Source organism: Geothrix oryzae, from assembly GCF_030295385.1.
In the GTDB taxonomy this organism is placed as follows: domain Bacteria; phylum Acidobacteriota; class Holophagae; order Holophagales; family Holophagaceae; genus Geothrix; species Geothrix oryzae.
Window position 1 is genome coordinate 1,081,139 of the sequence record NZ_AP027079.1, and the last position, 21,411, is coordinate 1,102,549.

Here is a 21,411-nt window from a genome sequence, read left to right on the forward strand (position 1 = left end):
CATGAAGTGCATGACAATTTCCGAAGGCCTTGAAAAACATGACATTCAGGTCGTTATAGACCCGGTCAGGCCCGTCCCGGAGCTGCCGGCAGACCCCGGGTCGCCAGGAGATGACCGATGGCCACGGCGGCCGCATCCGCCGCATCGGCGGCCAGGGGCTCCTTCAAGTTCAGCAGGGTCATCACCATTTTCCCCACCTGGCTCTTGTCCGCCCAGCCGTAGCCGCTGACGGCCTTCTTCACCTGCATGGGGTTGTAGTCGCCCACGGGCAGCCCGTGCAGGGCCGCCGTGAGGAGGATCCCCCCGCGGATCTGGCCCAGCTTCAGGGCGGTGGCGGCGTTCTTCTCCACGAAGGGGGACTCCACGGCCATGAAGCCGGGGTGGTGGGCGGCGATGGCCTCCGCCAGCCGTTCATGGATGTGCAGGGCCCGTTGGTCGAAATCCGCGCCCCGAGGATTGCGGATGACGCCGGCCTCCACCAGGGACATCCGCGAGCCGAAGCGCTCCACCACGGCCCAGCCGCAGGCCAGGGAGCCCGGATCCACGCCCAGACAGCGCACGGGCGACGGGGCGACGATCATCGGCCCTTCCGCTTGGCCCCGCCCCGTGCGCTCCCCCGTACGCTCCCCTTGGGTGCCTTGGGCCTGGCTTCCTTGACCTTGCCGCTGGCCACGCGGGCCTTCTTGGGTGGACGCCCCTTGGATGCGGTCTCGCGCGGCGGGCGTGTTTCCCGTGTCCGGGAGGCGCCCTTCCGGCGGGGCTGTTCCAGGTCCCCTTCGCGCAGCACGGCCGGCGCGGCCAGCGTGGGGACGAAGACGCAGCCCTTGCCGTGCGCATCCTGGGCCTTCGCTTCCGTGAGCCAGGCGCTGATGCGGCGGAGATCCTCGTCCACGGTGGTGATCTCGACCTCCACCGCATCGCCGATGGAGAGCACCACGGTGCCTCGAAGCCCCGTGGCCTTCATCCGATGCTCATCCACCCAGAAGTTCCCGCCCAGGGCCGCCAGGGGGACGCCGGCCTCCACGAAGGGCGATTCCAGCGTGATGAACACCACCTTGGCGGAGAAACCCTGGATGCGGCCCCGGAAGCGCTGGCCGATACGGGACTTCATGAGCAGGCAGGCCTTCCACTTGTCGTTCTCGCGCTCGGCCTCGGTCGCCTTCTGTTCCGCATCGCTGGCCCCCTTGGCCAGCACGGCCAGGTGGCTGTGGAGGCTCTCGGGCAGCCGCTCGCCCCGCAGGATCTTCTTCAGCAGGCGGTGCACGATGAGGTCGGGGTAGCGCCGGATCGGGCTGGTGAAGTGCAGGTAGTCCTGGAGCGCCAGGCCCGAGTGGCCGATGTTGTCGACGCTGTACTCGGCCTTCTTGAGGCTGCGGAGCAGCAGGTTGTTGATCATGGCCTCCAGCGGCCCGCCCCGGATCTTGTCGAGCATGGCGTTGAGGTGCTCCGGCGTGGGCACTTCCTTGGGTTTGAGGAGCCCGAAGGCGCGGGCCACTTCGGCGAAGATCTCCAGCTTCAGCGGATCGGGTTCGTCGTGGATGCGGTAGATGGAGGGAATCTTCTTGCGGGTGAAGAAGCGCGCCACCGTTTCGTTCGCCAGCAGCATGAACTCCTCGATCATGCGGTGGGCGTCATGGCGGGGATAGCGCCGGGCGTCCACGGGACGACCCTCCTCGTCGAAGATGAACTCCGCCTCTTCGGAATCCAGGTTCATGGCTCCGCGTTCCAGGCGCACCTGGGTCAGGCGCCGGGAGAGCACCAGGGCCTCGTCCAGGTGGGCGCAGAGGGCTTCGCCCAGCTCGGCCCGCTTGCGGGTCGACAGGTCGATGCAGGCCTCCTTCACCTCGTCGTAGGTGAGGCGCTTCGCGCTGCGGATGACGCTTTCCGACAGCCGTGTCTCCACGACCTCGAGGTCGGGCGAGATCGTCATCCAGGCCGTCATGGTGAGCCGGTCCACGCCTTCGCGCAGGCTGCAGAGGTCGCCGCTGAGGCGGTCCGGGATCATGGGGATGGCTTCGTCCGGGAAATAGACCGAGGTGCCGCGCAGGCGGGCCTCCTCGTCCAGCGGACCGCCCTCCGCGACATAGTGGCTCACATCGGCGATGTGCACGCCCAGCAGCCAGCCGCCGCCCTCGGATCTGGACAGGGCCTCCAGGCTGATGGCGTCGTCGAAATCCTTCGCGGTGGGCGGATCCACGGTGCAGGTCAGCACCTCGCGGAGATCCTCCCTTCCGCGGATCCACTCGGCCGGAATGCTGGTGGGGAAGGGGGCCAATTCCTTCATGACGGCATCGGGGAAGGCCGTGCGGAGGTTGAACAGGGCCGCCGTGAGGCGGTTCTCGATCTTCAGGTCGGTCTTCTTCCCGAGCCGCGCCACCACGGTGCCGCGCAGCTGCTTGGCCTCGGGGTCAGGGTCGAGCTTCACGCTGACGAGCTCGCCATCTTCGGCAAGGTCCGTCGGCGGGACGGCGATGATCTGGGAGATCCGCGGTTCGAGGGGCACCACCCTCCAGCCCCAGGGCTGCTTCTGCAGGGTTCCGGGCAGGGGGACTTCGCCGCGGCCCTTGATCTCCAGGATCCGGGCCTTGAGGCGTCCGTCCCAGCCTTCGCCGCTCACCTCGGCCACCACGCGGTCTCCGTGGATGGCGCCGTGGGCATCCCGCCAGTCCACCAGCAGGTCCGTGCCCGGACCCTTGGGCATGCCGGGGATCCTCAGGAATCCGCCGGTGCCCTCGGGATGGCCGATGAAGGCGGCTTCGAAGCTTTCGTACGGCCGGAGCGCCGGGCCCTGGGGCCGTGAAGCCTGGGACCTGGGCGTTCCAGGGGACTCCCGTCGGTCAGGAGTGCGCGACGGGGCGCGGACGGGGATGCGGGGGGCGGAACGGCGGGCCATGCCTCAGGGTACAGCCCCGGAAGGGATCAGCCCTTCTTTCCCTTCTTGGTGGCCTTGGGCGCGGCGGCCGCGGCCCTGCCGTTCAGGATGTCCAGCTGGTGCTGGACCTTCTTGCTCTCGGGATCCAGGGTCGCGAGACGGTACAGGAAACGCGCCTTGCCGGCCTTGTCGCCCTGGGCCTCGAGGTAGGCGGGGCTGGACACGACGGCCTCGACCCACTTCGTCTTGTCGCCTTTGCCGCCCTTGTATTCGTTGATCTGGTCCTGCTCGCCCTGGAGCTTCTTCTCCATGATGGTGACCAGGGGATCGAAGGCTTCGGATTCGCGCTTGGTGACATCCAGGTAGGTCTGGAAGAACTTCACCCACTTGGCGCTGTCGCCGACTTCCTTCTCCACGCCGAGGGCCAGGTCCAGCTCCTGGCGCTGGCCCGGATCGAGGGTGGTCATGGCCTTCAGTTCCTTGATGCGATCGGCGTTCTCCTCAAGCACCTGCTTGGCGCGGACGCCGGAGGCGGTGTAGTAGGTCACGGTCTGGGTGAAGGGTTCCTTCACGGCCGCGTAGCTCTCGAGGCTCAGGGCCTTGGCCGCCTTCGCGTACTCCAGGGCCTTCTCCCAGGCACCGGCCGCGTCCGCGGTCTCCAGCGCCATGCGGTAGGCCTGACCCAGGTCCATGTAGGTGGCACAGCTCTGCACCATGGTCTGGTTGTTGGTCTTGTCGAAGACGGGCTTCTCGGCGGGAAGCAGGGCCTCGGCCCGCTTCTGGGCCTCGGGGAACTTCAGCTCGGCCAGGAGCTTGTCCACGGCGGGCCGCTCGGCCTTCACGCGGTCTCCCAGGGAAGGGGCCGGCGCCTGGGCCACCAGGGCCGCAGGAACGAGAAGGGTGGGGATAAGAGCGAATCTGCGCATCAGCTGAACCTGAGATGAGAAGGGGGGCGACCCCAGGGGGAAACCGCCATTGTCCCGGGATCGCCGGGCGTTGCCTAGCCCCGCGTTCCGTCCCCGCCAAAGCCCGCGATAACCGTTGTCACCCCAGGGCTTCGGACATGCCTCGGATCTCGGCCTTGATGCGGTCCATTTCCTCGCGGTCGATCCTTCGCGCGGGGACGCTGCCCCGCGAACCCCGCCGGGTGGCAGAGCAGGCTCCGGGGGAGCCTGCGGAGCCGGGACCCGGCGAGGGTGAGCATCAGAGACCGTAGGCGGCGTCACCCCAGGGCTTCAGACATGCCTCGGATCTCGGCCTTGATACGGTCCATTTCCTCGCGGTCGATCCTTCGCGCGGGGACGCCGCCCCAGGTCTCCCCGGCCCCGACCCGGCTGCCCGGCAGCACCACGCTCTCCGGGAGGATCGTGGCGTCGTCTCCGATGATCACATCCCCCATGACGCAGCAGGCGAGGCCCAAGGTGGCCCGATGGCCCACCACCACGGGGGCGATGACGAGATTCCCGCCGCCCCCGTAGTGGGCGAAGATGCGCACGCTGCCGCCGAGGGCCGCGTCGTCGCCCACGGTGATGAGCTGGGGATCGCTGATGTACTCGGTGTTGATGAAGGCATGGCGGCCGATCTTCATGCCCATGGCCTTGAGGAACCAGACACCGAAGGGCGTGAGGGTGACGAAGGGCAGGAAGGTGAAGCGCACGAGGTAGAAGAGCCCGTTGTGGAGGAACCAGGGCAGGGCATGCAGGGTGTAGTAGCCGCCTTTGAAGGGCTTCACCCGGGTGGGTAGCGCCCAGTTATAGAAGGGGATCACCACCAGCAGGGCGAGGCCGAACAAGAAGAAGCAGAGGGCCAGGGCGAACCCGGACAGGATCCAGGGCAGGGGCCCCGGGAGCCCCGCCGACCAGCGGTGGAAGAAGGGCCAGATCCACAGGGCCGGGGCCAGGGCCAAGCCCAGCGCGGTGGATGCCAGGGTGTACATCAGTAGGACCGCCAGCCCATAGGCGATGCGGGAGAACCTGCGCAACAGGCGATCAAGCCAATTCGTGGGCGGGGGGTTCTTGGATTGGTCCTTGGCGAAGGGCTTCACGCGGCGCCTCCTGTGCCGCGCCCTACGGGCTTCGGCTTCGCCAAAGTGGCCCTCCGCTCCTGCTGTGGCCTCACGCGGCACCTCCTGTGCCGCGCCCTACGGGCTTCGGCTTCGCCAAAGTGGCCCTCCGCTCCTGCTGCGCCAAAGTGGCCCTCCGCTCCTGCTGCGGCCTCACGCGGCACCCCCTGTGCCGCGCCCTGCGGGCTTCGGCTCCGCCAAAGTGGCACTTCGCTCCTGCTTCATGCTCATGCCTCCAGCGTAACGAAATAGGATGGAGGGATGGATCTGGTTCTGCTCCGCCTCTCCGCCCTCGGCGACATCCTCCGCGTCCTGCCCGCCTGGGCGAACCTGCGCGAAGCCTTTCCGGAGGCTCGGCTCAGGGCCGTGGTGGAGGATCGCCATGCCTTCCTCCTGGAGCCCCTGCCCTGGCTGGAGCCTGTGCTGGTGCGGCGGAAGCGGCTGTCGAACCCGCTGGTGGCCCTGGCGGAACTGAAGCGGGTGGCGGGTCTCATCGGAGACGCCGAGGTCAGCCTGGATTTCCACGGCATCCTCAAGGCGGCGCTGATCCCGAGGCTCGCCGCCGTGCCTGAGCGCTGGGGCGACGGGGTCACCAAGGAGTTCGCGGGTTCCCTCCAGACCCGCCCGTTGGCCTTCCGGCACCAGACCCGCTACGACCAGGCGCTGGGGTTGGCGGAGGCCTTCGGCCGGAGCCGGGGCATCCCGGGCCTTGGGCGCTTCCGGCCGGTCCTGGAGCGGGTGGAACTGCCGGATCCCGGGGCCATCTGGGCGCAAGCTTCAAAACCCCGCCTGGTGCTGGTGCCCGGCGCCTCCCGCCGCGGCGCCATCAAACGCTGGCCCCTGCGCCATTGGGTCACCCTGGCCCGCCTGCTGAAGGACCGCTGCGACCTGCGCTGGTCGCTGGGGCCCGAGGAGGAGGAACTGCGCGACTGGCTACCGGAGGCCACGGGCGTGCCCGCCCTGCCGCGCCTGGGGTTCTGGCAGCTGGCGTCGGCATTGCGCCAGGCGGATCAGGTGGTGGCGCCTGACACCGGGCTGCTGCACCTGGCGGTGGTGCTCGGCGTCCCGGCCCTGGGCCTCTACGGCTCCAGCGATCCGGTGGTGGCGGGGTTGCCGGCGGGCGCGGGGCAGATCCTCCGCACGGGCATCAGCTGCTCGCCCTGCCGCGAACGGGCCTGCCAGCGGCGGCAATGCCTGGAGGAACTGTCGCCGGACCAGGTGGCCGCGGCGATCGTGCCCAGCCCCAGGCCGCACTGCGATTGAGCATCCCTACTTCATATTGAATTTGAACTTGCCCTCATGGCATTCGAGACACTTCACCACGGGGGGCACATGCTGCCGGTGGCACTCGGTGCAGGCGATCTCACCCTCGTGGGAATCGTGGGGATTGGGCTTGGCATCCTTCGTCAGGGCCTTCATGGCCGGATAGTCCCCGTGGCAGGCCATGCATGACTCTGAGGCCACGGCCTTCTTGGTGGGCTTCTCCTCCTTGTGGCAGTCGAAGCAGTGGACGCCCGCCTTGGTATGGAGGGGCGTGAGCTTGTGCGTCTTGACCTCCTGGGCCAGCGTGGCCGAGGCCCAGAGGCATCCGAGGAGGAGGGTGGCGAAGAGGCGGGTGCGCGTCATGGCAGATCCCTTGGGGTCGCTGGATGCGAGAGCCATTCGAAAAGGGGATCCCATCATCCGAGGGATCGCTTTTCGGGACAGCGGAGATGAAGGTGGATTGGTCTTTTCAGAGGTCCAAGTGATCCAGGTCACCTTTCAGCGGTGGGGGCAGGCGGCCTGGGGGTGGATAGATATTATGACCTATAGGGCATTTATGTTGCACCCTTCTCTTCCATCTGCTCCATCGCAAGTTCAGAGGATCGGAAAGCGTGCAGGCTCCGACCATTCTCAATACCTGATCGAGGGATCCCTATGGGAACGAACCGCATCCACCTGGCATCGAACCTGATCCTAGCGGCCGGGATGTCCTGCTTCGGATTCTTGCAGGCCCAGTCGGCCCAGACCCGGGCGAAGGTGCCCACCTCCATTCCCCGCTACCAGCCGGCGGCCGCGGTGAAGGGCCCCGTTGATCTCATTGGCACGGATGCGCTTGCCGACCTTGGAGAAGAGTGGGCCGCCAGTTTCAAGAAATTCCATCCCGAATCCAACTTGATCTTCCGCCCCAAGCTCACCAAGGATGCGGCGAAGGAATTCGCCGCGGGAACCTCCCTGCTGATCATCACGGCCCGGGAGTTCACCCCGGATGAGACCAAGGCGTTCCAGACGAAGTTCGGCTACATGCCCATGCGCATCCCGATCTGTCTGGATTCCAATATCGTGTTCGTCAACAAGAACAACCCGATCACCTCCATCAGTATGGAGCAGCTGGATGCCATCTATTCCGCCAACCGGCAGGGGGGCGCCAAGGCCCCTGCGGTGGTGTGGGGGGACCTGGGGCTCAAGGGCGAGTGGGCCAAGCTGCCCATCCATGCCTATACCCGGGAAGCGGGGACGGCCACCCGGGTCTCGATCGCCGAGAAGGTCCTGCTCAACGGTGAATTCCGCCCTGGAATCCTGGACCGCAACGATGCCTCCTCGCTGGCCGAGGCGGTGATGACCGATCAGAGCGGCATTGCCATCGCCACCATGGCGTCCTGGTATTTCGCCAACAAGGTGCTGCCCGTGGTGCCCTACCGCGGGGAGGACGCCCGGCTTCCGACCCAGGAGAATGTGACCACGAGTCGGTATCCCATGCCCCGCCTCTATTACGCCTACCTGAATCGGGAGCCCGGCAAGCCCCTGCCGCCCGTCACCAACGAGATCATCCACTTCCTGCTCACCCAGGAAGGGCAGAATGCCGTCGCGGATACGGGCCTGCTGCCCGGCCCGCCGGAATTCATCACCATCGCCCTCCGGCGCCTCAGCCGCTAGAGGGGCGGGAGCCCCAGCCCGAAACGGCCCCGATCCCGGGGCCGTTTCGCTGGTGGGAAGACCGCCTTCAACCCCGGCGCCAGCCCACGGTGCCGTCCTTGCGGTCCTCGAGGACGATGCCCAGGGCCTTGAGCTGGTCGCGGACGCGGTCGGCTTCGGGCCAGTTCTTCGCGGCCTTGGCGGCGCGGCGGGCCTCGATGAGGGCCTCGACCTCGGCATCCAGGCTGGCCTCCTCATGGGGCCAGGCGGCGAAGATGGCATCGGTCTCGTCCAGGAAGGCCAGCACGGCGTCGCGCTCCTCCCGGCCGAGGGCCGCATGGTCGTCGTGGGCATTGAGGTCGCTGATGAGGGTGAAGATGGCCGCCAGGGCCTCGGGGGTATTGAGGTCATCGGCCATGGCCGCCCAGAACTGTTCGCGGGCCTGACCCAGGCGGGTCGCAGGCTCGATGGCCTCGGCCCAGGGGCCGCCTCCGGGCTGGCCTTCGCCTTCCATGCGCTTGCGGAAGGCCCGGATGCGCTTGAGGGAGTTTTCCGCGGCCCGCAGGCCCTCGAAGCTGAAGTTCAGCACCTTGCGGTAGTGGTTGCTCTGGATGGCATAGCGCAGGGCGATGGGGTCCACGCCCTTGGCCACGAGGTCGCGCAGGGTGAAGAAGTTCCCCAGGCTCTTGGCCATCTTCTGGCCCTCGACCATGAGGAACTCGCCGTGGACCCAGTGGTTGACCCAGCGGTGCCCGAGGCAGCCTTCGCTCTGGGCGATCTCGTTCTCGTGGTGGGGGAAGATGAGGTCCACCCCACCGCTGTGGATGTCCACGCGCTCGCCCAGCAGCTCCAGGCCCATGGCCGAGCACTCGATGTGCCAGCCCGGCCGCCCGGGGCCCCAGGGGCTGTCCCACCAGGGTTCGCCGGACTTGGCCGCCTTCCACAGCACGAAGTCGGTGACGGAGTCGCGCTCGTATTCGTCGGCGTCCACGGAGGCGCCCGCCTGCATGCCCTCGCGGTCCAGGTGGGCCAGGCAGCCGTACTGGGGCAGTCCGGCGATGCGGTAGTAGACGCTGCCTTCCCTGGGGTAGGCCAGGCCCTTGGCCTCGAGGGCCTGCACCAGCCCGATCATCTGCGGGATGTAGGCCGTAGCCCGGGGGAGGAAATCCGCCTTCTGGACTTGGAGGGTCTCCAGGTCCTCGAGGAAGATCCCGGTGAAGCGATCCGTGAGGGCCCTCATGGCCTCATGCCGGGCTTCGTTGGAGGCGTCGGCGGGCAGGGCGCCTTGGGAATCCCGGATGATCTTGTCCTCGACATCCGTGATGTTCATGCAGTGCCGGACTTCGTGCCCTGCGGCCTGGAAGGTCCGCTTGAGGAGATCCTGGAACAGGAAGGTCCTCAGGTTCCCGATGTGGGCGAAGTTGTAGACGGTGGGCCCGCAGGTATACAAAGAGACCGTGCCGGGCACCACGGGCACCACGGGCTCGATCCTTCGTGTCAGGGTATTGAACAGGGAGATCTGCCGACGCATCTTCTTCATGGTTCTAGGTAACCATCATTGGCCGTCGCGCCATAGCCCCTCAGGGTTCCAGATGAGTCTCTTCAGCGGAAAATCCAAGGACGATGCGCTGGCCGAACGGGAGGGCAGGGTGGCCCAGCTGGAGCGCGAGCTCCGGGCCCTCCAGGGGCGGCTGGACAGCACCGAGGAGCTGGTGCGCCACCTGGACGAGGACCGGGATCTCCTCCTGGGAGCCCTGGAGCGCCTGCGGCCAGGGCTGACCCCCCTGGAACTCAGCGAGGCCCTCCTGGATGTCTGCTTCAAGCCCCTGGGGTTGGCCTGCTTCTATGTGGCCCTGGCGGACTGGGAGGGGGATCAGCTGAATTTCGTGCTCTATCACGAGGGAGGGCGGGCCCGTCAGCACCCCTCCCGGCGCCTGTCGGACCGGGTCGGGCTCTCCGAGCGGGTCCTCGCCAACCGGCGGTCGGTCTACATCCGCACCCTGGAAGAAGGCACGGCCGCCGGCAGCCTGCTCACGCCCGCGGAGCAGGCCACAGGGCTCATCCCCCATTCCTGGTACGGCGTGCCCCTGGGCTGGGGGTCCCGGCCGGCGGGCCTGGTGAGCTTCCAGAGCTTCCAGACGGACGCCTTCAGCGACAGTCGGCGCCGGGTCATGGAGGCCCTGGCGGCCCTGCTGTCCACTTGTCTCGATCAGGGCCGCTGAACCAGGGCCAGCAGGTCCTCGGGCAGCACCCGGGCGCGATTGTCGGAGCCCGCCACCAGGTGGATGCTCTCGCCCTCGGCCAGCAGGACCCCGTCCCGCTCGATGCGGTACCCGAACACGATGCGGCGGCGCCCGGTTTCCCGGAGGAAGGTCCGCACCTGCACCAACTCGTCGTAGCGGGCCGGCGCACGGAACCGTACCCGGATCTCGTTCACCACCAGCCGCACGCCGCGGGCTTCCCATTCGGCATAGCTCTGGCCGAGCTCGCGCAGGAAGTCGCTGCGCCCCAGCTCCATCCACACCGGATAGGTGGCGTGGTGGACGATGCCCATGGCATCGGTCTCGGCATAGCGCACACGGAGTTCGGTCACGGATTCCATGGCTCCAGCCTACACAAAGAAGCCCCGCCGGAGCGGGGCTTGAAGTAGCACGGACCGGGCTCCCGGTTACTCGACGGTGACGCGGACGTGATCGCCCTTATCCGTGGTGATTTCCAGGAGCAGGTCGCCGGCCTTGGCGTCGGACAGCAGCTTCTGGAGCTGTTCGGGTTTCATGCCCTTCCTGGTCTCGCCGTTGACTTTGATCTCGCCTTCGCCGGCCATGTCGAGGACGCCCTTGGCCAGGCTGATGGGCATGCGGATGTGGACTTCCGTGGGACCGTCCACGCCCTTCTGCTTGTGGTGGTGCTGCATCATCGTCTTGGAGACGATGTCCACCTTGATGAACCGCGCGCTCTGCGCGGCCAGAGGAAGGCTGAGGCTGGCCGCCAGGGCCAGCGGAATCATGATGGCGCGCATGGGCGGCCTCCTTGGTGGGGATGGGGTTCGGCACTTGCCGGTCGCATGGGATTACGGACCGCCATCCCGGAGGATTAGCCTGGGTATCCTGGTGAGTCGGAACGAAATCCCGGTTGCCGCCATCCAAACCTCACGCGGCCTGGCCGCCCCTTTCCCGGAGTCCCAGCATGAAGTCCCTCGCCGCCCTCCTGCTCATCGCCGCGCCCCTGGTGGCCCAGGGTCCCGTGAAGTGGGAGCATGACTACCAGGCTGCCCTGAAGCGCGCCAAGGCCGAAAAGAAGGTCATCTTCATGGACCTCTGGGCCGAGTGGTGCGGGCCCTGCCAGCACCTGCAGAAGAATGTCTTCCCCAGCGCCGAGGGCGCCGCGGCCCTGGCCAAGGTCGTGCCCTACTCGGCCCTGGTGCAGAAGCGGGATGGGACCCCCCTGCCCGAGGGCACCAAGTTGGCCGACCAGTTCAAGCTGAGCGCCTTCCCCACCCTCGTCATCCTCGACGCGAACGGCAAGGAGATCCGCCGCCAGGTCGGCGCCTTCCGCACCGGCACCGAGTTCGCCGCCTGGCTGGGCAGCAAGTAGAGTCCCGAGACCATAGACCTGAGGCACTACCCTTGATGCGGCCCTGCGGGGCCGCGTCTGTATCTAAGGTCGGAGCCGCGTGACCTTAGGTCGTCCAGATCATTGCCTCCAGACTCCCGTTTTCTTTATAAGTCCCTCACCCCGCCCGACGACTTCGGCGGCTTGGGCAGGCGCTGCTTGAGCCCCTCCAGTTCGTCCTGCTGGGCGCCCATGCTGGGGCGGGGCGGGGGCGGCGGGGGCGGTTTCTTGGGATCGGGCGGCGGCGGGGGTGTGGCATCCCGCACGAGGGTCTGCAGATCGTGGATGGCCTCCCGCTGACCCGGTTGTTCCAGGAGCAGCCGTTCCAGCAGGGCGCGGGCCTCAGCGGGGCGCTGGGCGTCGAGGTGTGCCCGCGCCGCCAGCAGCAGGGCCGGTGCCCGCCAGGCGGGCACCGGGCGCGGGGCGCCCTGGCCCACCAGGGGGGAGAGGGCTTTCAGGGCGTCCTCGGGAAAGCCGGTCCGCAGGTCGATCTGGGCGGCCAGGAGAACATGGGCGGGCTTGGCGTCCGAGGGACGCCAGTGCCGGGCTCCCGGCAGGTCGCCTCCCTCGATGGCCCGCTGGGCCAGCCAGGCCTTCACGCTGGCCGGGGCCCAGAGCCGCCCCGGGGGGCTCTGGGCGCGCAGGGTGGGGGTGGCCAGGGCCAGGGCCAGGAGGAGGATGGGACGCCAGCGGGCCATGGGCTTTCCGGCGAAGGCCAGCCAGAGGGCCAGGCCGGCCAGGGCCAGCCAGGCTCCGGCCTCGGGATGGGCCGGCTGGAGGGAGCGCCGGGCTGGCAGGGGCAGCTTCCCCGCGGCCAGGGCCTGAAGTCCCGCGGCGGTGGTTTCGCCATCCTTGAATACCTGGCCGCCCGTGGCCTGGGCGAGGCGGGCGAGGAAGTCGGGATGGGCGGTGCTGACCGCAGGTTCAGCGCTGGGGACTGCGACCTGGGCGCCGGGTCGGGGGGGCACCGCGTGGGGCTGGCCATCCCCGAAGGCCAGCACACAGACGGGCAACCGGGCCTTTTTGAGCGCCTCGACGGCTCTGGGCAGGGCTTCCTCCGGCGCCTCCCAGGTCTCTTCGCCATCGCTGAGCAGCAGGATCACGGCGGGGGTGTCCCGGTCCGCCTGGGCCGCGACCTGGGGCAGACCCCGACCCAGGCTCGTGCCGGGGGATCCGATGTCACCGGGGACCACCGCGCGAAGGGCTTCCCTGAGGAGGGTCCGGTCCTCGCCGGGGGGCTGGACGGGGATGGCGTCACCCGTGAGCAGGTCCAGGCCCCAGCGGATGCCGGGCTGGGGGTGGGACCAGATGCGATCCAGGGCCGTGACGGCAGCATCCCACCGGGTCCGTCCCTCCGCATCGGGCGCGGCCATCGACCGGCTGGCGTCCAGCACCACATGGACCGTGAGCCGCGGGAACTCCGGCAGGCCCCAGCGGGGCTCCGCCAGGCCGAGGCCCAGGCCGGCCAGGATCAAGGCCAGGCCCAGTCCCTGCCAGAGCGGCCGTTGACCCACGACCTGCACGCCCAGACCCGGCTGCAGGTGGGCGCGGAGGGCGAGCCCCAGCACCAGCAGGATCGCGAGGCCGAAGGGCGCCAGGAGGCCCGGGTGGGTGAAGGGCAGGCTCATGGTCCCACCACCCAGGCGGGGCGGGGGCGGCCCCGCTTGAAGGCGAGGTCGAGGGCCAGCGGAAGGGTCAGCAGGGCGGCGGCCAGCAGGCACCAGCGGGCCAGGGGCTGGCCTTCGGTCGGCGGATCGACCGGCAGGAGGGTCTTCTCCAATTGATCCACCGCAGCCAGGCTGCGGGCGAGTCCGCCCGGATCCTCGGCGCTGAAGGACTCCCCGCCCGTGAGGTGGGCGATCTCCTTGAGCGTGGCGTGGTCCACTTCCACGCGGAGGCGCGCGAAGCCCCCGCCTTCCAGGGGCACCAGGCTCTCACCGTCGGTGCCCAGGGCCACCGTGTGGATGCGGATGCCATTGCGGTGGGCTTCCTCCGCCGCCTCCTGGGGCGTGACCCGGCCGCGGTTCTGGACGCCATCGGTGATGAGCAGGATGACCCGGCTCCGGGCGGGGCTGTCCTCCAGGCGGCGCACGGCGGTCATGAGGGCCGAGCCGATGGCCGTGCCGTCGTCCCGGCTGTCGAGGTCGAGCCGGGCCAGCATCCGCAGCAGACGCGTGTGATCGGAGGTGAGGGGACTCAGGGTCACCGGGTGCGCGCTGAAGAGCACCAGGGCGAAGCGGTCTTCGGGACGCCGCAGGACGAACTGGGCGAGGGTGCGGCGGGCCGCGTGCCAGCGATCCTCATCCGGCCGGTCGAGGATCTGCATGCTGCTGCTGCCGTCGAGCACCACCGCGAAGTCCACCACGGGCGCCACGCCGCGCAGGGGGCGCCGCCATTCGGGACCGGCCGCGGCCAAGCCCAGGGCCAGGGCCACCAGCGGGGGCAGCCAGTGGGAACTGAGCCGCGCCAGGCGGCCCGAGGGGCGCGAGGCGGGGATGCCCCAGCGGTACACCACGCGCCAGGCCCAGATCACCAGGGGCACGGCCACCAGCAGCAGCAGGGGATGGCGCAGGCCGATCATGCGCCGTCCTTTCCACCGCCGCGGGCGTCCAGGGCGGCCAGCAGGGGGTCGGAGGCGGGGAAGGGCGGTTCCGTGCGGCCGAAGCGCGCCGCGTCGAGGCTCTTCGCCCACTGATCCCAGGGGCCGAGGTTGCGGGCCTGGAATTCCGCGGGCCCCCAGGCCCGGGCACTCTCCCCGAAGCGGGCGGCCAGCAGGTCCCGACCCAGGCCATGGGCGGCATCCAGGGTTGTCCGGTCCTTGTCCACGGGCGGCCACTGGCGCCGGAAGCCATGGGCTGCCTGGCGGAGACGGCGCTGGCCGGAACCTTGGCGCCAATGACGGATGCCCCAGGCCAGGAGGGCCAGGGGCGGCAGCAGCAGCAGGGAGGCCCAGGCCCAGGGGAAGGGGATGGCCGGCAGGCGGTCGTCATTGCCGCCGCCGAACCCCACCCAGGGGCCGCCAAAGGGGATGGTGCGGGGCACTTCCAGGCGCAGTTCCGGGCTCCGCTTCCCGTTGCCCAGATCCAGTGCGGGAACCACCGCCGGGCCCGGTTCCAGGGCCTGCACCTGGAACCGCCAGCCGCGGCCATCCGGGAGAGGTTCCATCGCGCGCAGGCGCAGCGGGCCCAGGCGGTCCTCCACCGTGGGGCGAGGCAGGGCGGGCCGGGTGGGATCCTCCTCCCGCAGCTCCAGCACCTGGAGCTCACCCAGGTTCAGCTGGGCCGGCGCTTTCCACACTGGCGCGGCGGAGGCCGTCAGACTCGCCACCATCAGGATCGCACTCGGAATTCGCCGGCGAATTCCGAGCAGGGACGAGCCATGGGAGGAACCCCCCGCCTCCATCACGCCCCCCCCGCCCGCAGCCAAGCATTCAGCTTCACCACGGGATCCTCCAGCAGATCCCAGCGCTGCCGTTCGATGGCGGGGGAGAAGCCCGGATCGGGCCAGGTCATGCCCTGGTGATCTTCCTGCGCCTCGGGCTGGAACCACACCAGGCGATGCCGCGTGGCCAGGGGCTTGAGCAGGGGGGCCAGGCCCTGCAACCCCGCTCCGTTGCTGAAGAGCCAGAGCCGGTGGCCCTTTCCGTGCTGGCCCCAGTGCCCGAGCGCCTCCCGCCAGGCGGCCTCGGTGGGGAGGGAGGGGCCCCGTTCAGCGAGGGTCTCGAGGATGCGGAGGCCATGGATGCGCCCGCGTTTGGGCGCGATGCGCAGGGCGGGCGTGCGGCCATCCCCGGGGACGATCAGGCCCAGGCGGTCCCCCGTGGCCTGCAGGGTGGCGAAGGCCGCGCCGCAGAGTTCCAGGGCCCAGCGCAAGGGCGAGACGGGGTCGCCCAGGAACATGGACGGAGAAGGATCCACCACCAGCCACAGCACCAGGTCGCGGCTGCTTTCGAACCGCTTGAGGATGGGCTCACCCGCCCGGGCCGTCAGGGGCCAGTTGATGAAGCGGGGGTCGTCGCCGGGCACATAGGGCCGGTTCTCCACGAAGGTGAGGCCGGCCCCCTTGAACCGGGAAGGATGCAGGCCCTCCGTGCCCCCGGCCAGGCGCCCGCGCAGCCGCAACGGCAGGCGTCGCAGTCGGGCGAGAAAGCGGGCGGGAAGGGGCATGGAAAGTCAGTATGCCGGATTTCAGGCCCTGAGTTCGAAGACCCCTCCTACCACTTCACCCGCACCCGATAGGTCAGCGTGGCGCTGCCCTCGGCGGGCACGGCCACCTTGAACCGGGCGGTTCCAGCGGCTTCTTTGACGGCGGGGTGGCTGCTCTGCAGGATGTCCCAGTCGCCCGGCAGGGGTTCCAGCACGCTCACGGTGACGGCTTCCTTCTTGGCGTTCTTCAGGACGATCTCGAAGGCGCTTTCGTGGACGCTGCCGAACTTCCCCTGGCGGCCCAGGCTCTTGTAGTCGGTCTGCTTGCGCTTGCCTGTCAAGTCGAAGGCCTCGCCCAGTTTCAGGCGCACCAGCTCGTTCTTGGGCGTGTGGTCCACATTGTCCTCGCCCACGAACTGGGCGCGGCCCTCGCTGTCGCGCTTGTAGACGCGGAGGATGCCCTTGGGCAGGGGCATGCCCAGGCGGCTGGATTCCTTGTTGTCGAACTCCACGAACACGCCCACCTTCTGCTTCTCGCCCAGGTCGCCGTAGTTGCCGGAGTAGTAGTAAGTCTGGCCCTGAAGCAGGTATTCCTTGCGGACCGGCACGCCGCCGGCGCTCAGCAGGGCCACCTGCTTGGTCTGGTTCACGGCCAGGGTGGTGGGGCGGTCCAGGGTGTAGAGGTGGTATTCGAAGAGGCTTTCCTCGGCCATCTTCGGCGCCGGAGCGACGGCCCTTTCCATCATGGCGCCCACGGCATAGGCCCGGTCGGGGCGCTGTTTCGCCCGGTTCACATCCCCCGCCACGAGCTGGAGGGTGGCGTTGGGATAGGCGGCCCCGCTCTGGTTGGTGAGGGTCACCCAGCCGCTGAGATCCAGTGTCTTCTCGTCCGGGGCTAGGTTGGCCACATAGTCGGCGCGCCAGGAGAGGCCGCCCGTCAGGTAGCTCAGCTCCAGCTGCTGGGCCCGGTCGGCGGCGCTGTTCAGGGTAATGACCAGGGTGGGCCGGGCCCGCAGGTTGCCGGGCACCTTCGGGTAGATGAGGCGGCCGGGAACGCTGGTTTCGATGCGATCCGCGAACTGCAGCACGGTCCCGTTGTTGGTGGCCAACACCGTGGCCTCCTCGCGCACCTCCTTCGATCCCGCGCCGGAGTCGTTGGGCATGGTGCGCACCACCGTCACCTTCTCTCCGACATACTTCTCCAGCAGTTTCTGGGGCGTGAGCAAGTCGAAGTCGAAGTTCTGCTCCGCCACCCAGAAATCCTTCGGAGTCGTGAGGTTGCGCAGCAGGGCCGTCTCGGGCCGGATCTGGGCCGAAACCTCCTGGAAAGCCAGCCGGGCCTCGCCCTTGGACAGCCGCACCTCGCGCAGGTCCTTCACCAGGGCCAGGTTGTCGTTGTAGATCGTCACCGCCAGGGCCTTCTGATCCTTGAGCGTGGTGATGGTCTCCTGGGCGGCCAGGAGCGACGGCAGGACAGCGAGCAGCAGGGCGGGGCGCATGGAACCTCCGGGAGGGGCGGGCAGGGTGCCCGATATCAGGTCATGCCGTGAGGAAGAACATCCTTTCAAAGAAACAGCAAAGGATCGCCACCAAGGGGGCAAAAGCCTTCCTTTGGCACTGTTCCACCTAGACCAGCTTCCCTTCGCCGGCCAGCTCCTGGATCCGCGCCAGGGCCGAGTCGAGCTGGCCCTGCAGCAGCTTTTCGGCGCCCATCATGGCCATCATCATGGGGATGTCGGCCTCGTCCACCAGGCGCAGGGTGCTGCCTTCGCCAGATGTCGCGATCTCGAAGCGCAGCTCGTGGTCGAACATCTTCTTCGCGCCGGGCACCAGGCTCACGAGCTGGCCAGGCGTGCGGGTCTTGGCCACCAGTTCCTGGGGCATCTTCATGCCCATGACCTCGATGACATAGCTGTGCCGGTCGGTCTCCCCCTGGAAGTTCATGGCCGCAGGCTCGAGGAAGGCGCGGTGCTTCGATAGGTCGGAGAGGAAGCCGTAGAGCGCGTCGGCGCTGACCGGAAGGGCGGCGGTGGCGGTCTGGATCGTGGTCATCGGGGCTCCGGAGGATGAGAGAGTCATCCAATCACGAAGCGTCGAAGATCGCGAGGCCTACCTCCGGGAAGGCGGTCGGGCACGTCAGTACCGGCGCTCACCGAAGAAGGCCGTGCCGATGCGGATCTGGTCGGAACCGGCCTTCACGGCGGCTTCGAGGTCGGCGCTCATGCCCATGCTGAGGCGGAGGGCCAGACCGAGTTCCTGCTGAAGGCGTTCGCGCAGGCCCGCCAGCTGGGTGAAGGCGGCCTCGTCGTCCGGAGGCGGAATGGCCATGAGGCCGCGGAGGGGGAGGCGCGGATCACCGCCCAGGGCTGCGAGCAGTTCGGGCAGATCGGTCTCTGCACAACCGCCCAGCTTGGTGGCCTCGCCCCAGAGGTCCACCTGGATCCAGACGGGCCGCACGACGGTGAGCTCTTCGGCCAGGTGGCGCAGGCGCTCGGCGAGTTCGGGGCGGTCGAGGCTCTGGATCTCCGCGAAGTGCTGAAGGGCCGGCTTGGCCTTGTTCCGCTGGAGGGGCCCCAGGAGGATGAAGGCGAGGTTCGGCGCCGCGGCGGCCTTGTCGGCGCCTTCCTGCACATAGTTCTCGCCGAAGCGACCGAAGCCGAGGGCCGCGGCCTCCTGGATCAGAGCCAGGGGTTGTTTCTTGGAGACCGGCAGCAGTTCGACGCTGCCCGGGTCGCGGCCCGCCGCCTCGCAGGCGCGGCGGATGCGGGCCCGCAGCCCCTCGATGCGCTCGGCCAGGCTCACGGCAGGAAGAGGATCCGCTGGCAGGACTCGCAGACCACGGCGCCCTTGGCTTCCTTCAGCTGGAAGAGGAAGGGGCCGCGGAGCTTGACATGGCATCCGGAGCAGGCGCCGTTCTCGACGGGGACGACCACGCGTCCCTGGCGGGCGTGGGCCAGGCGATGGAAACGGGCCACTTCGGGTGGTGCCAGCTTGGCTTCGAGGGCGGCCTGCTGGGCCTTGAGCTTCTTGCGCCCTTCCACCTGGTTGGCGTGCTCATCGAGGAATACGCCGTGCAGTTCGTCGAATTGGGCCTGAAGGGTGGTCCGCTCGGCTTCGAGCGCCGCCAGGGCCTGCTCGAGCGCCTTGGCCTCGGTCTCGAGGGCCTTCAGGGGCCGGGCGATCTGCGAGCGCATGCGCTCCTTCTCGTCCAGCTCGCGGATGGCGGCGGTGTACTGGATCTTCTGGCTGGTGGTCTTGACCGCGGCGCGGGCGCGCTCTTCGTCCTTCTCGGCCTGGATCAGTTCCTTGGATTTCAGCTGGATGTAGGTCCGGGCGGTGTCGAGGGCCTTGGTCTTGTCGGCGGTCTGTTTTTCGATGGCCTTGAGGCGGGCGTCCAGCGTCGCAAGATCCGGAGGCAGGGCCGATAGGTCTCGTTCGATGGTTCGGAGGTAGTCCAGGGTGGCTTGCAGGTCGCGCAGGGTCGCCAAGTGTTCCATGTAATCGAGGCTACACCTCAAACCGGAAACCGAGGCCGATTTCAAGATGTAACTTGAATAAGAAGAAAATATAATATGAACAGACTAAGATTTGATCGTTCTCCGCATCTTTCAGTCTTGACCGGGGTTTCGGGGGGTGCCAGACTTGGCACTCGCTGTTGGTGAGTGCTAACAGCTCCCTTTCGTTCCTTTTCACTTTCTTTCCAAGGAGGTCCCATGGCCATCAAGCCTCTGTCCGACCGCGTGGTGCTCAAGCGCGTCGACGCAGCCGAAACCGTCAAGGGCGGCATCATCATCCCCGACACCGCCAAGGAGAAGCCCATGGAGGCTGAAGTGGTGGCCGTCGGCGAGGGCAAGATCAACGAGAACGGCACCCGCAACCCCATGTCCGTGGCGGCTGGCCAGAAGGTGCTGATCGGCAAGTACAGCGGCACGGAAGTGAAGATCGACGGCGTCGATCATGTGATCGTGCGCGAAGACGAGATTCTCGCGATCGTCGGCTAAGACACCCAAGAGACCAAGGAGATACACATGGCCAAGTCCATCATCTATGCCGAAGATGCCCGTCAGGCGATCCTGCGCGGCGTGAACAAGCTCGCCGACGCCGTGCAGGTCACCCTCGGCCCCAAAGGCCGCAATGTCCTCATCGAGAAGAAGTTCGGCTCCCCGCTAATGACCAAGGACGGTGTCACCGTCGCCAAGGAGATCGAGCTCAAGGACAAGCACGAGAACATGGGCGCCCAGCTGGTGCGTGAGGTCGCCTCCAAGACCTCCGACATCGCCGGCGACGGCACCACCACCGCCACCGTGCTGGCCCGCGCCATCTACCGCGAGGGCATCAAGGCCGTCGTGAGCGGCGCCAACACCATGGAGATCAAGAAGGGCATCGACCTCGCCGTCGATACCGTCGTGGCCGCCATCGACGAGATCAAGAAGCCCGTCGAGGGCAACGCCATCGCCCAGGTCGGCACCATCTCCGCCAACGGCGACGCCGAGATCGGCAAGATCATCGCCGAGGCCATGGCCAAGGTCGGCAAGGACGGCGTCATCACGGTGGAAGAGGCCAAGGGTCGCGACACCGAGCTGACCGTGGTCGAGGGCATGCAGTTCGACCGTGGCTACCTCAGCCCCTACTTCGTGACCAACCCCGACCAGATGAAGGTCGAGCTGGAGAACCCCTACATTCTCGCCTACGAGAAGAAGGTCTCGAACATGCGCGACCTCCTGCCCCTGCTGGAGCAGGTCGTCAACAGCCGCCGCCCCCTGCTGATCATCGCCGAGGATGTGGACGGCGAAGCGCTGGCCACCCTCGTGGTGAACAAGATCCGCGGCACCCTGAATGTGGCCGCCGTGAAGGCTCCCGGCTTCGGCGACCGCCGCAAGGCCATGCTCGAGGACATCGCCATCCTGACCGGCGGCAAGGCCATCAGCGAGGATCTGGGCCTCAAGCTCGAGAACCTCACGCTGGCTGACCTCGGCAGCGCCAAGAAGATCGTCATCGACAAGGAGAACACCACCATCGTCGAGGGCGCCGGCGCCAGCGAGGCCATCCAGGGCCGCGTGAAGCAGATCCGCGCGCAGGTCGAGGTCTCCACCAGCGACTACGACAAGGAGAAGCTGCAGGAGCGTCTGGCCAAGCTCGTGGGCGGCGTCGCCGTCATCAAGGTGGGCGCGGCTTCCGAGACCGAGATGAAGGAGAAGAAGGCCCGCGTGGAAGACGCCATGCACGCCACCAAGGCCGCCGTCGAGGACGGCATCGTGGCCGGCGGCGGCGTCGCGCTGCTCCGCAGCCTGACCAAGCTCGCCGCGCTGAAGCTCACCGGCGACCAGGCCACGGGCGTGGACATCGTCCGCAAGTCCCTGGAGGAGCCCCTCCGCCAGATCGCCAACAACGCCGGCGTCGAAGGCTCCGTGGTCGTCAATGCCGTCCGCGAGGGCAAGGACAACTACGGCTACAACGCCGCCACCAACGAGTACGGCGACATGGTGAAGTTCGGCGTGGTCGATCCCGCCAAGGTGACCAAGTCCGCCCTGCGCAATGCCGCCTCCGTGGCCTCCATGATGCTGACCACTGAAGCCATCATCACCGAGATCCCCGAGCCCAAGGCCGCTGCCCCCGCGGGCCCCGGCATGGGCGGCATGGAAGACATGTATTAATCAGCCGCGACTGCGGTTCAATGGAAAGGCCCCGCGGTTGCGGGGCCTTTTTTGATGTGCTGAAGGGGGGGTGGGGGGAAATTCTCTGACGGCCGTGATTCGCCTCATGCGGGCTGCGATATTCGCGAAGGCGGGATGTGATCGAATCCCGCCGCGGGACTGGGGTACCCT

The 21,411-nt window shown here is 68.1% G+C and carries 22 protein-coding genes; 6 read left to right on the forward strand and 16 right to left on the reverse strand.

From position 1 onward, the window contains the following. Positions 1–65: 65 nt before the first annotated feature. From ruvC to QUD34_RS04945, 4 genes are all read right to left on the reverse strand, one after another. Positions 66–581: a crossover junction endodeoxyribonuclease RuvC gene (gene ruvC, locus QUD34_RS04930; protein WP_286355489.1), complete on the reverse strand. Its 516-nt coding sequence runs from the start codon at positions 579–581 to the stop codon at positions 66–68. Continuing rightward, positions 578–2,893 carry a ribonuclease R family protein gene (locus QUD34_RS04935; protein WP_286355490.1) on the reverse strand — a complete coding sequence of 772 codons (2,316 nt, stop codon included), beginning with the start codon at positions 2,891–2,893 and terminating at the stop codon, positions 578–580. Before QUD34_RS04935 ends, ruvC begins: the two co-directional genes overlap by 4 nt. A 26-nt stretch (positions 2,894–2,919) precedes the next feature. Next, positions 2,920–3,798 carry a hypothetical protein gene (locus QUD34_RS04940; RefSeq protein WP_286355491.1) on the reverse strand — a complete coding sequence of 293 codons (879 nt, stop codon included), beginning with the start codon at positions 3,796–3,798 and terminating at the stop codon, positions 2,920–2,922. Positions 3,799–4,094: 296 nt separating this feature from the next. Beyond that, on the reverse strand, positions 4,095–4,916 hold the full coding sequence (locus QUD34_RS04945) for a hypothetical protein (RefSeq protein WP_286355492.1): 822 nt from the start codon (positions 4,914–4,916) through the stop codon (positions 4,095–4,097). A 279-nt stretch (positions 4,917–5,195) separates the two neighbouring features. Here QUD34_RS04945 and QUD34_RS04950 point away from each other — a divergent pair, with 279 nt between their 5' ends. After that, positions 5,196–6,197 (forward strand): glycosyltransferase family 9 protein, encoded by a 1,002-nt coding sequence (locus QUD34_RS04950; RefSeq protein ID WP_286355493.1) that lies wholly within the window; start codon positions 5,196–5,198, stop codon positions 6,195–6,197. A 6-nt stretch (positions 6,198–6,203) separates the two neighbouring features. On the opposite strand, the gene QUD34_RS04955 is transcribed toward QUD34_RS04950, so the two are convergent. Continuing rightward, positions 6,204–6,560, reverse strand: a complete 357-nt coding sequence (locus QUD34_RS04955) for a cytochrome c3 family protein (RefSeq protein ID WP_286355494.1) — start codon at positions 6,558–6,560, stop codon at positions 6,204–6,206. A 360-nt stretch (positions 6,561–6,920) separates the two neighbouring features. Here QUD34_RS04955 and QUD34_RS04960 point away from each other — a divergent pair, with 360 nt between their 5' ends. Beyond that, positions 6,921–7,850 carry a PstS family phosphate ABC transporter substrate-binding protein gene (locus QUD34_RS04960; protein WP_286355495.1) on the forward strand — a complete coding sequence of 310 codons (930 nt, stop codon included), beginning with the start codon at positions 6,921–6,923 and terminating at the stop codon, positions 7,848–7,850. A 67-nt stretch (positions 7,851–7,917) separates the two neighbouring features. On the opposite strand, the gene cysS is transcribed toward QUD34_RS04960, so the two are convergent. Next, positions 7,918–9,369 (reverse strand): cysteine--tRNA ligase, encoded by a 1,452-nt coding sequence (cysS, locus tag QUD34_RS04965; protein WP_286355496.1) that lies wholly within the window; start codon positions 9,367–9,369, stop codon positions 7,918–7,920. A gap of 52 nt (positions 9,370–9,421) precedes the next feature. Here cysS and QUD34_RS04970 point away from each other — a divergent pair, with 52 nt between their 5' ends. Beyond that, positions 9,422–10,051 (forward strand): GAF domain-containing protein, encoded by a 630-nt coding sequence (locus tag QUD34_RS04970; protein ID WP_286355497.1) that lies wholly within the window; start codon positions 9,422–9,424, stop codon positions 10,049–10,051. Here QUD34_RS04970 and QUD34_RS04975 read toward each other — a convergent pair. Together QUD34_RS04975 and QUD34_RS04980 are read right to left on the reverse strand one after the other, a co-directional pair. Continuing rightward, a complete protein-coding gene (locus QUD34_RS04975; RefSeq protein ID WP_286355498.1) occupies positions 10,039–10,431 on the reverse strand; it encodes an acyl-CoA thioesterase in 393 nt (130 codons plus the stop codon). The two genes, QUD34_RS04970 and QUD34_RS04975, sit on opposite strands and share 13 nt — an antisense overlap. 66 nt (positions 10,432–10,497) lie before the next feature. Further along, positions 10,498–10,848, reverse strand: a complete 351-nt coding sequence (locus QUD34_RS04980; RefSeq protein WP_286355499.1) for a hypothetical protein — start codon at positions 10,846–10,848, stop codon at positions 10,498–10,500. Between the two features lie 167 nt (positions 10,849–11,015). Here QUD34_RS04980 and QUD34_RS04985 point away from each other — a divergent pair, with 167 nt between their 5' ends. Next, on the forward strand, positions 11,016–11,423 hold the full coding sequence (locus QUD34_RS04985; RefSeq protein ID WP_286355500.1) for a thioredoxin family protein: 408 nt from the start codon (positions 11,016–11,018) through the stop codon (positions 11,421–11,423). 125 nt (positions 11,424–11,548) lie between these two features. Here the strand turns inward: QUD34_RS04985 and QUD34_RS04990 are convergent, their stop codons facing one another. The 8 genes from QUD34_RS04990 to QUD34_RS05025 all read right to left on the reverse strand — a co-directional run bounded on the left by QUD34_RS04990 (position 11,549) and on the right by QUD34_RS05025 (position 19,083). Beyond that, complete coding sequence (locus tag QUD34_RS04990; protein WP_286355501.1) at positions 11,549–13,069, reverse strand: vWA domain-containing protein; 1,521 nt, start codon at positions 13,067–13,069, stop codon at positions 11,549–11,551. Further along, on the reverse strand, positions 13,066–14,022 hold the full coding sequence (locus QUD34_RS04995) for a VWA domain-containing protein (RefSeq protein ID WP_286355502.1): 957 nt from the start codon (positions 14,020–14,022) through the stop codon (positions 13,066–13,068). The genes QUD34_RS04990 and QUD34_RS04995 overlap by 4 nt, the downstream gene beginning before the upstream one ends. Next, positions 14,019–14,771: a hypothetical protein gene (locus tag QUD34_RS05000; RefSeq protein WP_286355503.1), complete on the reverse strand. Its 753-nt coding sequence runs from the start codon at positions 14,769–14,771 to the stop codon at positions 14,019–14,021. The genes QUD34_RS04995 and QUD34_RS05000 overlap by 4 nt, the downstream gene beginning before the upstream one ends. Before the next feature lie 71 nt (positions 14,772–14,842). After that, positions 14,843–15,607: a DUF58 domain-containing protein gene (locus QUD34_RS05005; RefSeq protein WP_286355504.1), complete on the reverse strand. Its 765-nt coding sequence runs from the start codon at positions 15,605–15,607 to the stop codon at positions 14,843–14,845. Positions 15,608–15,654: 47 nt separating this feature from the next. Beyond that, the gene (locus QUD34_RS05010) at positions 15,655–17,085 is read right to left on the reverse strand and encodes a DUF4139 domain-containing protein (protein WP_286355505.1); all 1,431 of its coding nucleotides are present in this window, start codon (positions 17,083–17,085) and stop codon (positions 15,655–15,657) included. Between the two features lie 127 nt (positions 17,086–17,212). Next, positions 17,213–17,638 carry a hypothetical protein gene (locus QUD34_RS05015; protein ID WP_286355506.1) on the reverse strand — a complete coding sequence of 142 codons (426 nt, stop codon included), beginning with the start codon at positions 17,636–17,638 and terminating at the stop codon, positions 17,213–17,215. A gap of 84 nt (positions 17,639–17,722) precedes the next feature. Further along, positions 17,723–18,388: a YggS family pyridoxal phosphate-dependent enzyme gene (locus QUD34_RS05020; protein WP_286355507.1), complete on the reverse strand. Its 666-nt coding sequence runs from the start codon at positions 18,386–18,388 to the stop codon at positions 17,723–17,725. Beyond that, positions 18,385–19,083, reverse strand: coding sequence for a zinc ribbon domain-containing protein (locus QUD34_RS05025; protein WP_286355508.1), 699 nt, complete (start codon positions 19,081–19,083; stop codon positions 18,385–18,387). The genes QUD34_RS05020 and QUD34_RS05025 overlap by 4 nt, the downstream gene beginning before the upstream one ends. 216 nt (positions 19,084–19,299) lie before the next feature. On the opposite strand from QUD34_RS05025, the gene QUD34_RS05030 reads away from it, so the two are divergent. Together QUD34_RS05030 and groL are read left to right on the forward strand one after the other, a co-directional pair. Then, positions 19,300–19,587: a co-chaperone GroES gene (locus tag QUD34_RS05030; protein ID WP_286355509.1), complete on the forward strand. Its 288-nt coding sequence runs from the start codon at positions 19,300–19,302 to the stop codon at positions 19,585–19,587. Positions 19,588–19,614: 27 nt separating this feature from the next. Further along, the gene (gene groL, locus QUD34_RS05035) at positions 19,615–21,240 is read left to right on the forward strand and encodes a chaperonin GroEL (RefSeq protein WP_286355510.1); all 1,626 of its coding nucleotides are present in this window, start codon (positions 19,615–19,617) and stop codon (positions 21,238–21,240) included. Positions 21,241–21,411: the final 171 nt, after the last annotated feature.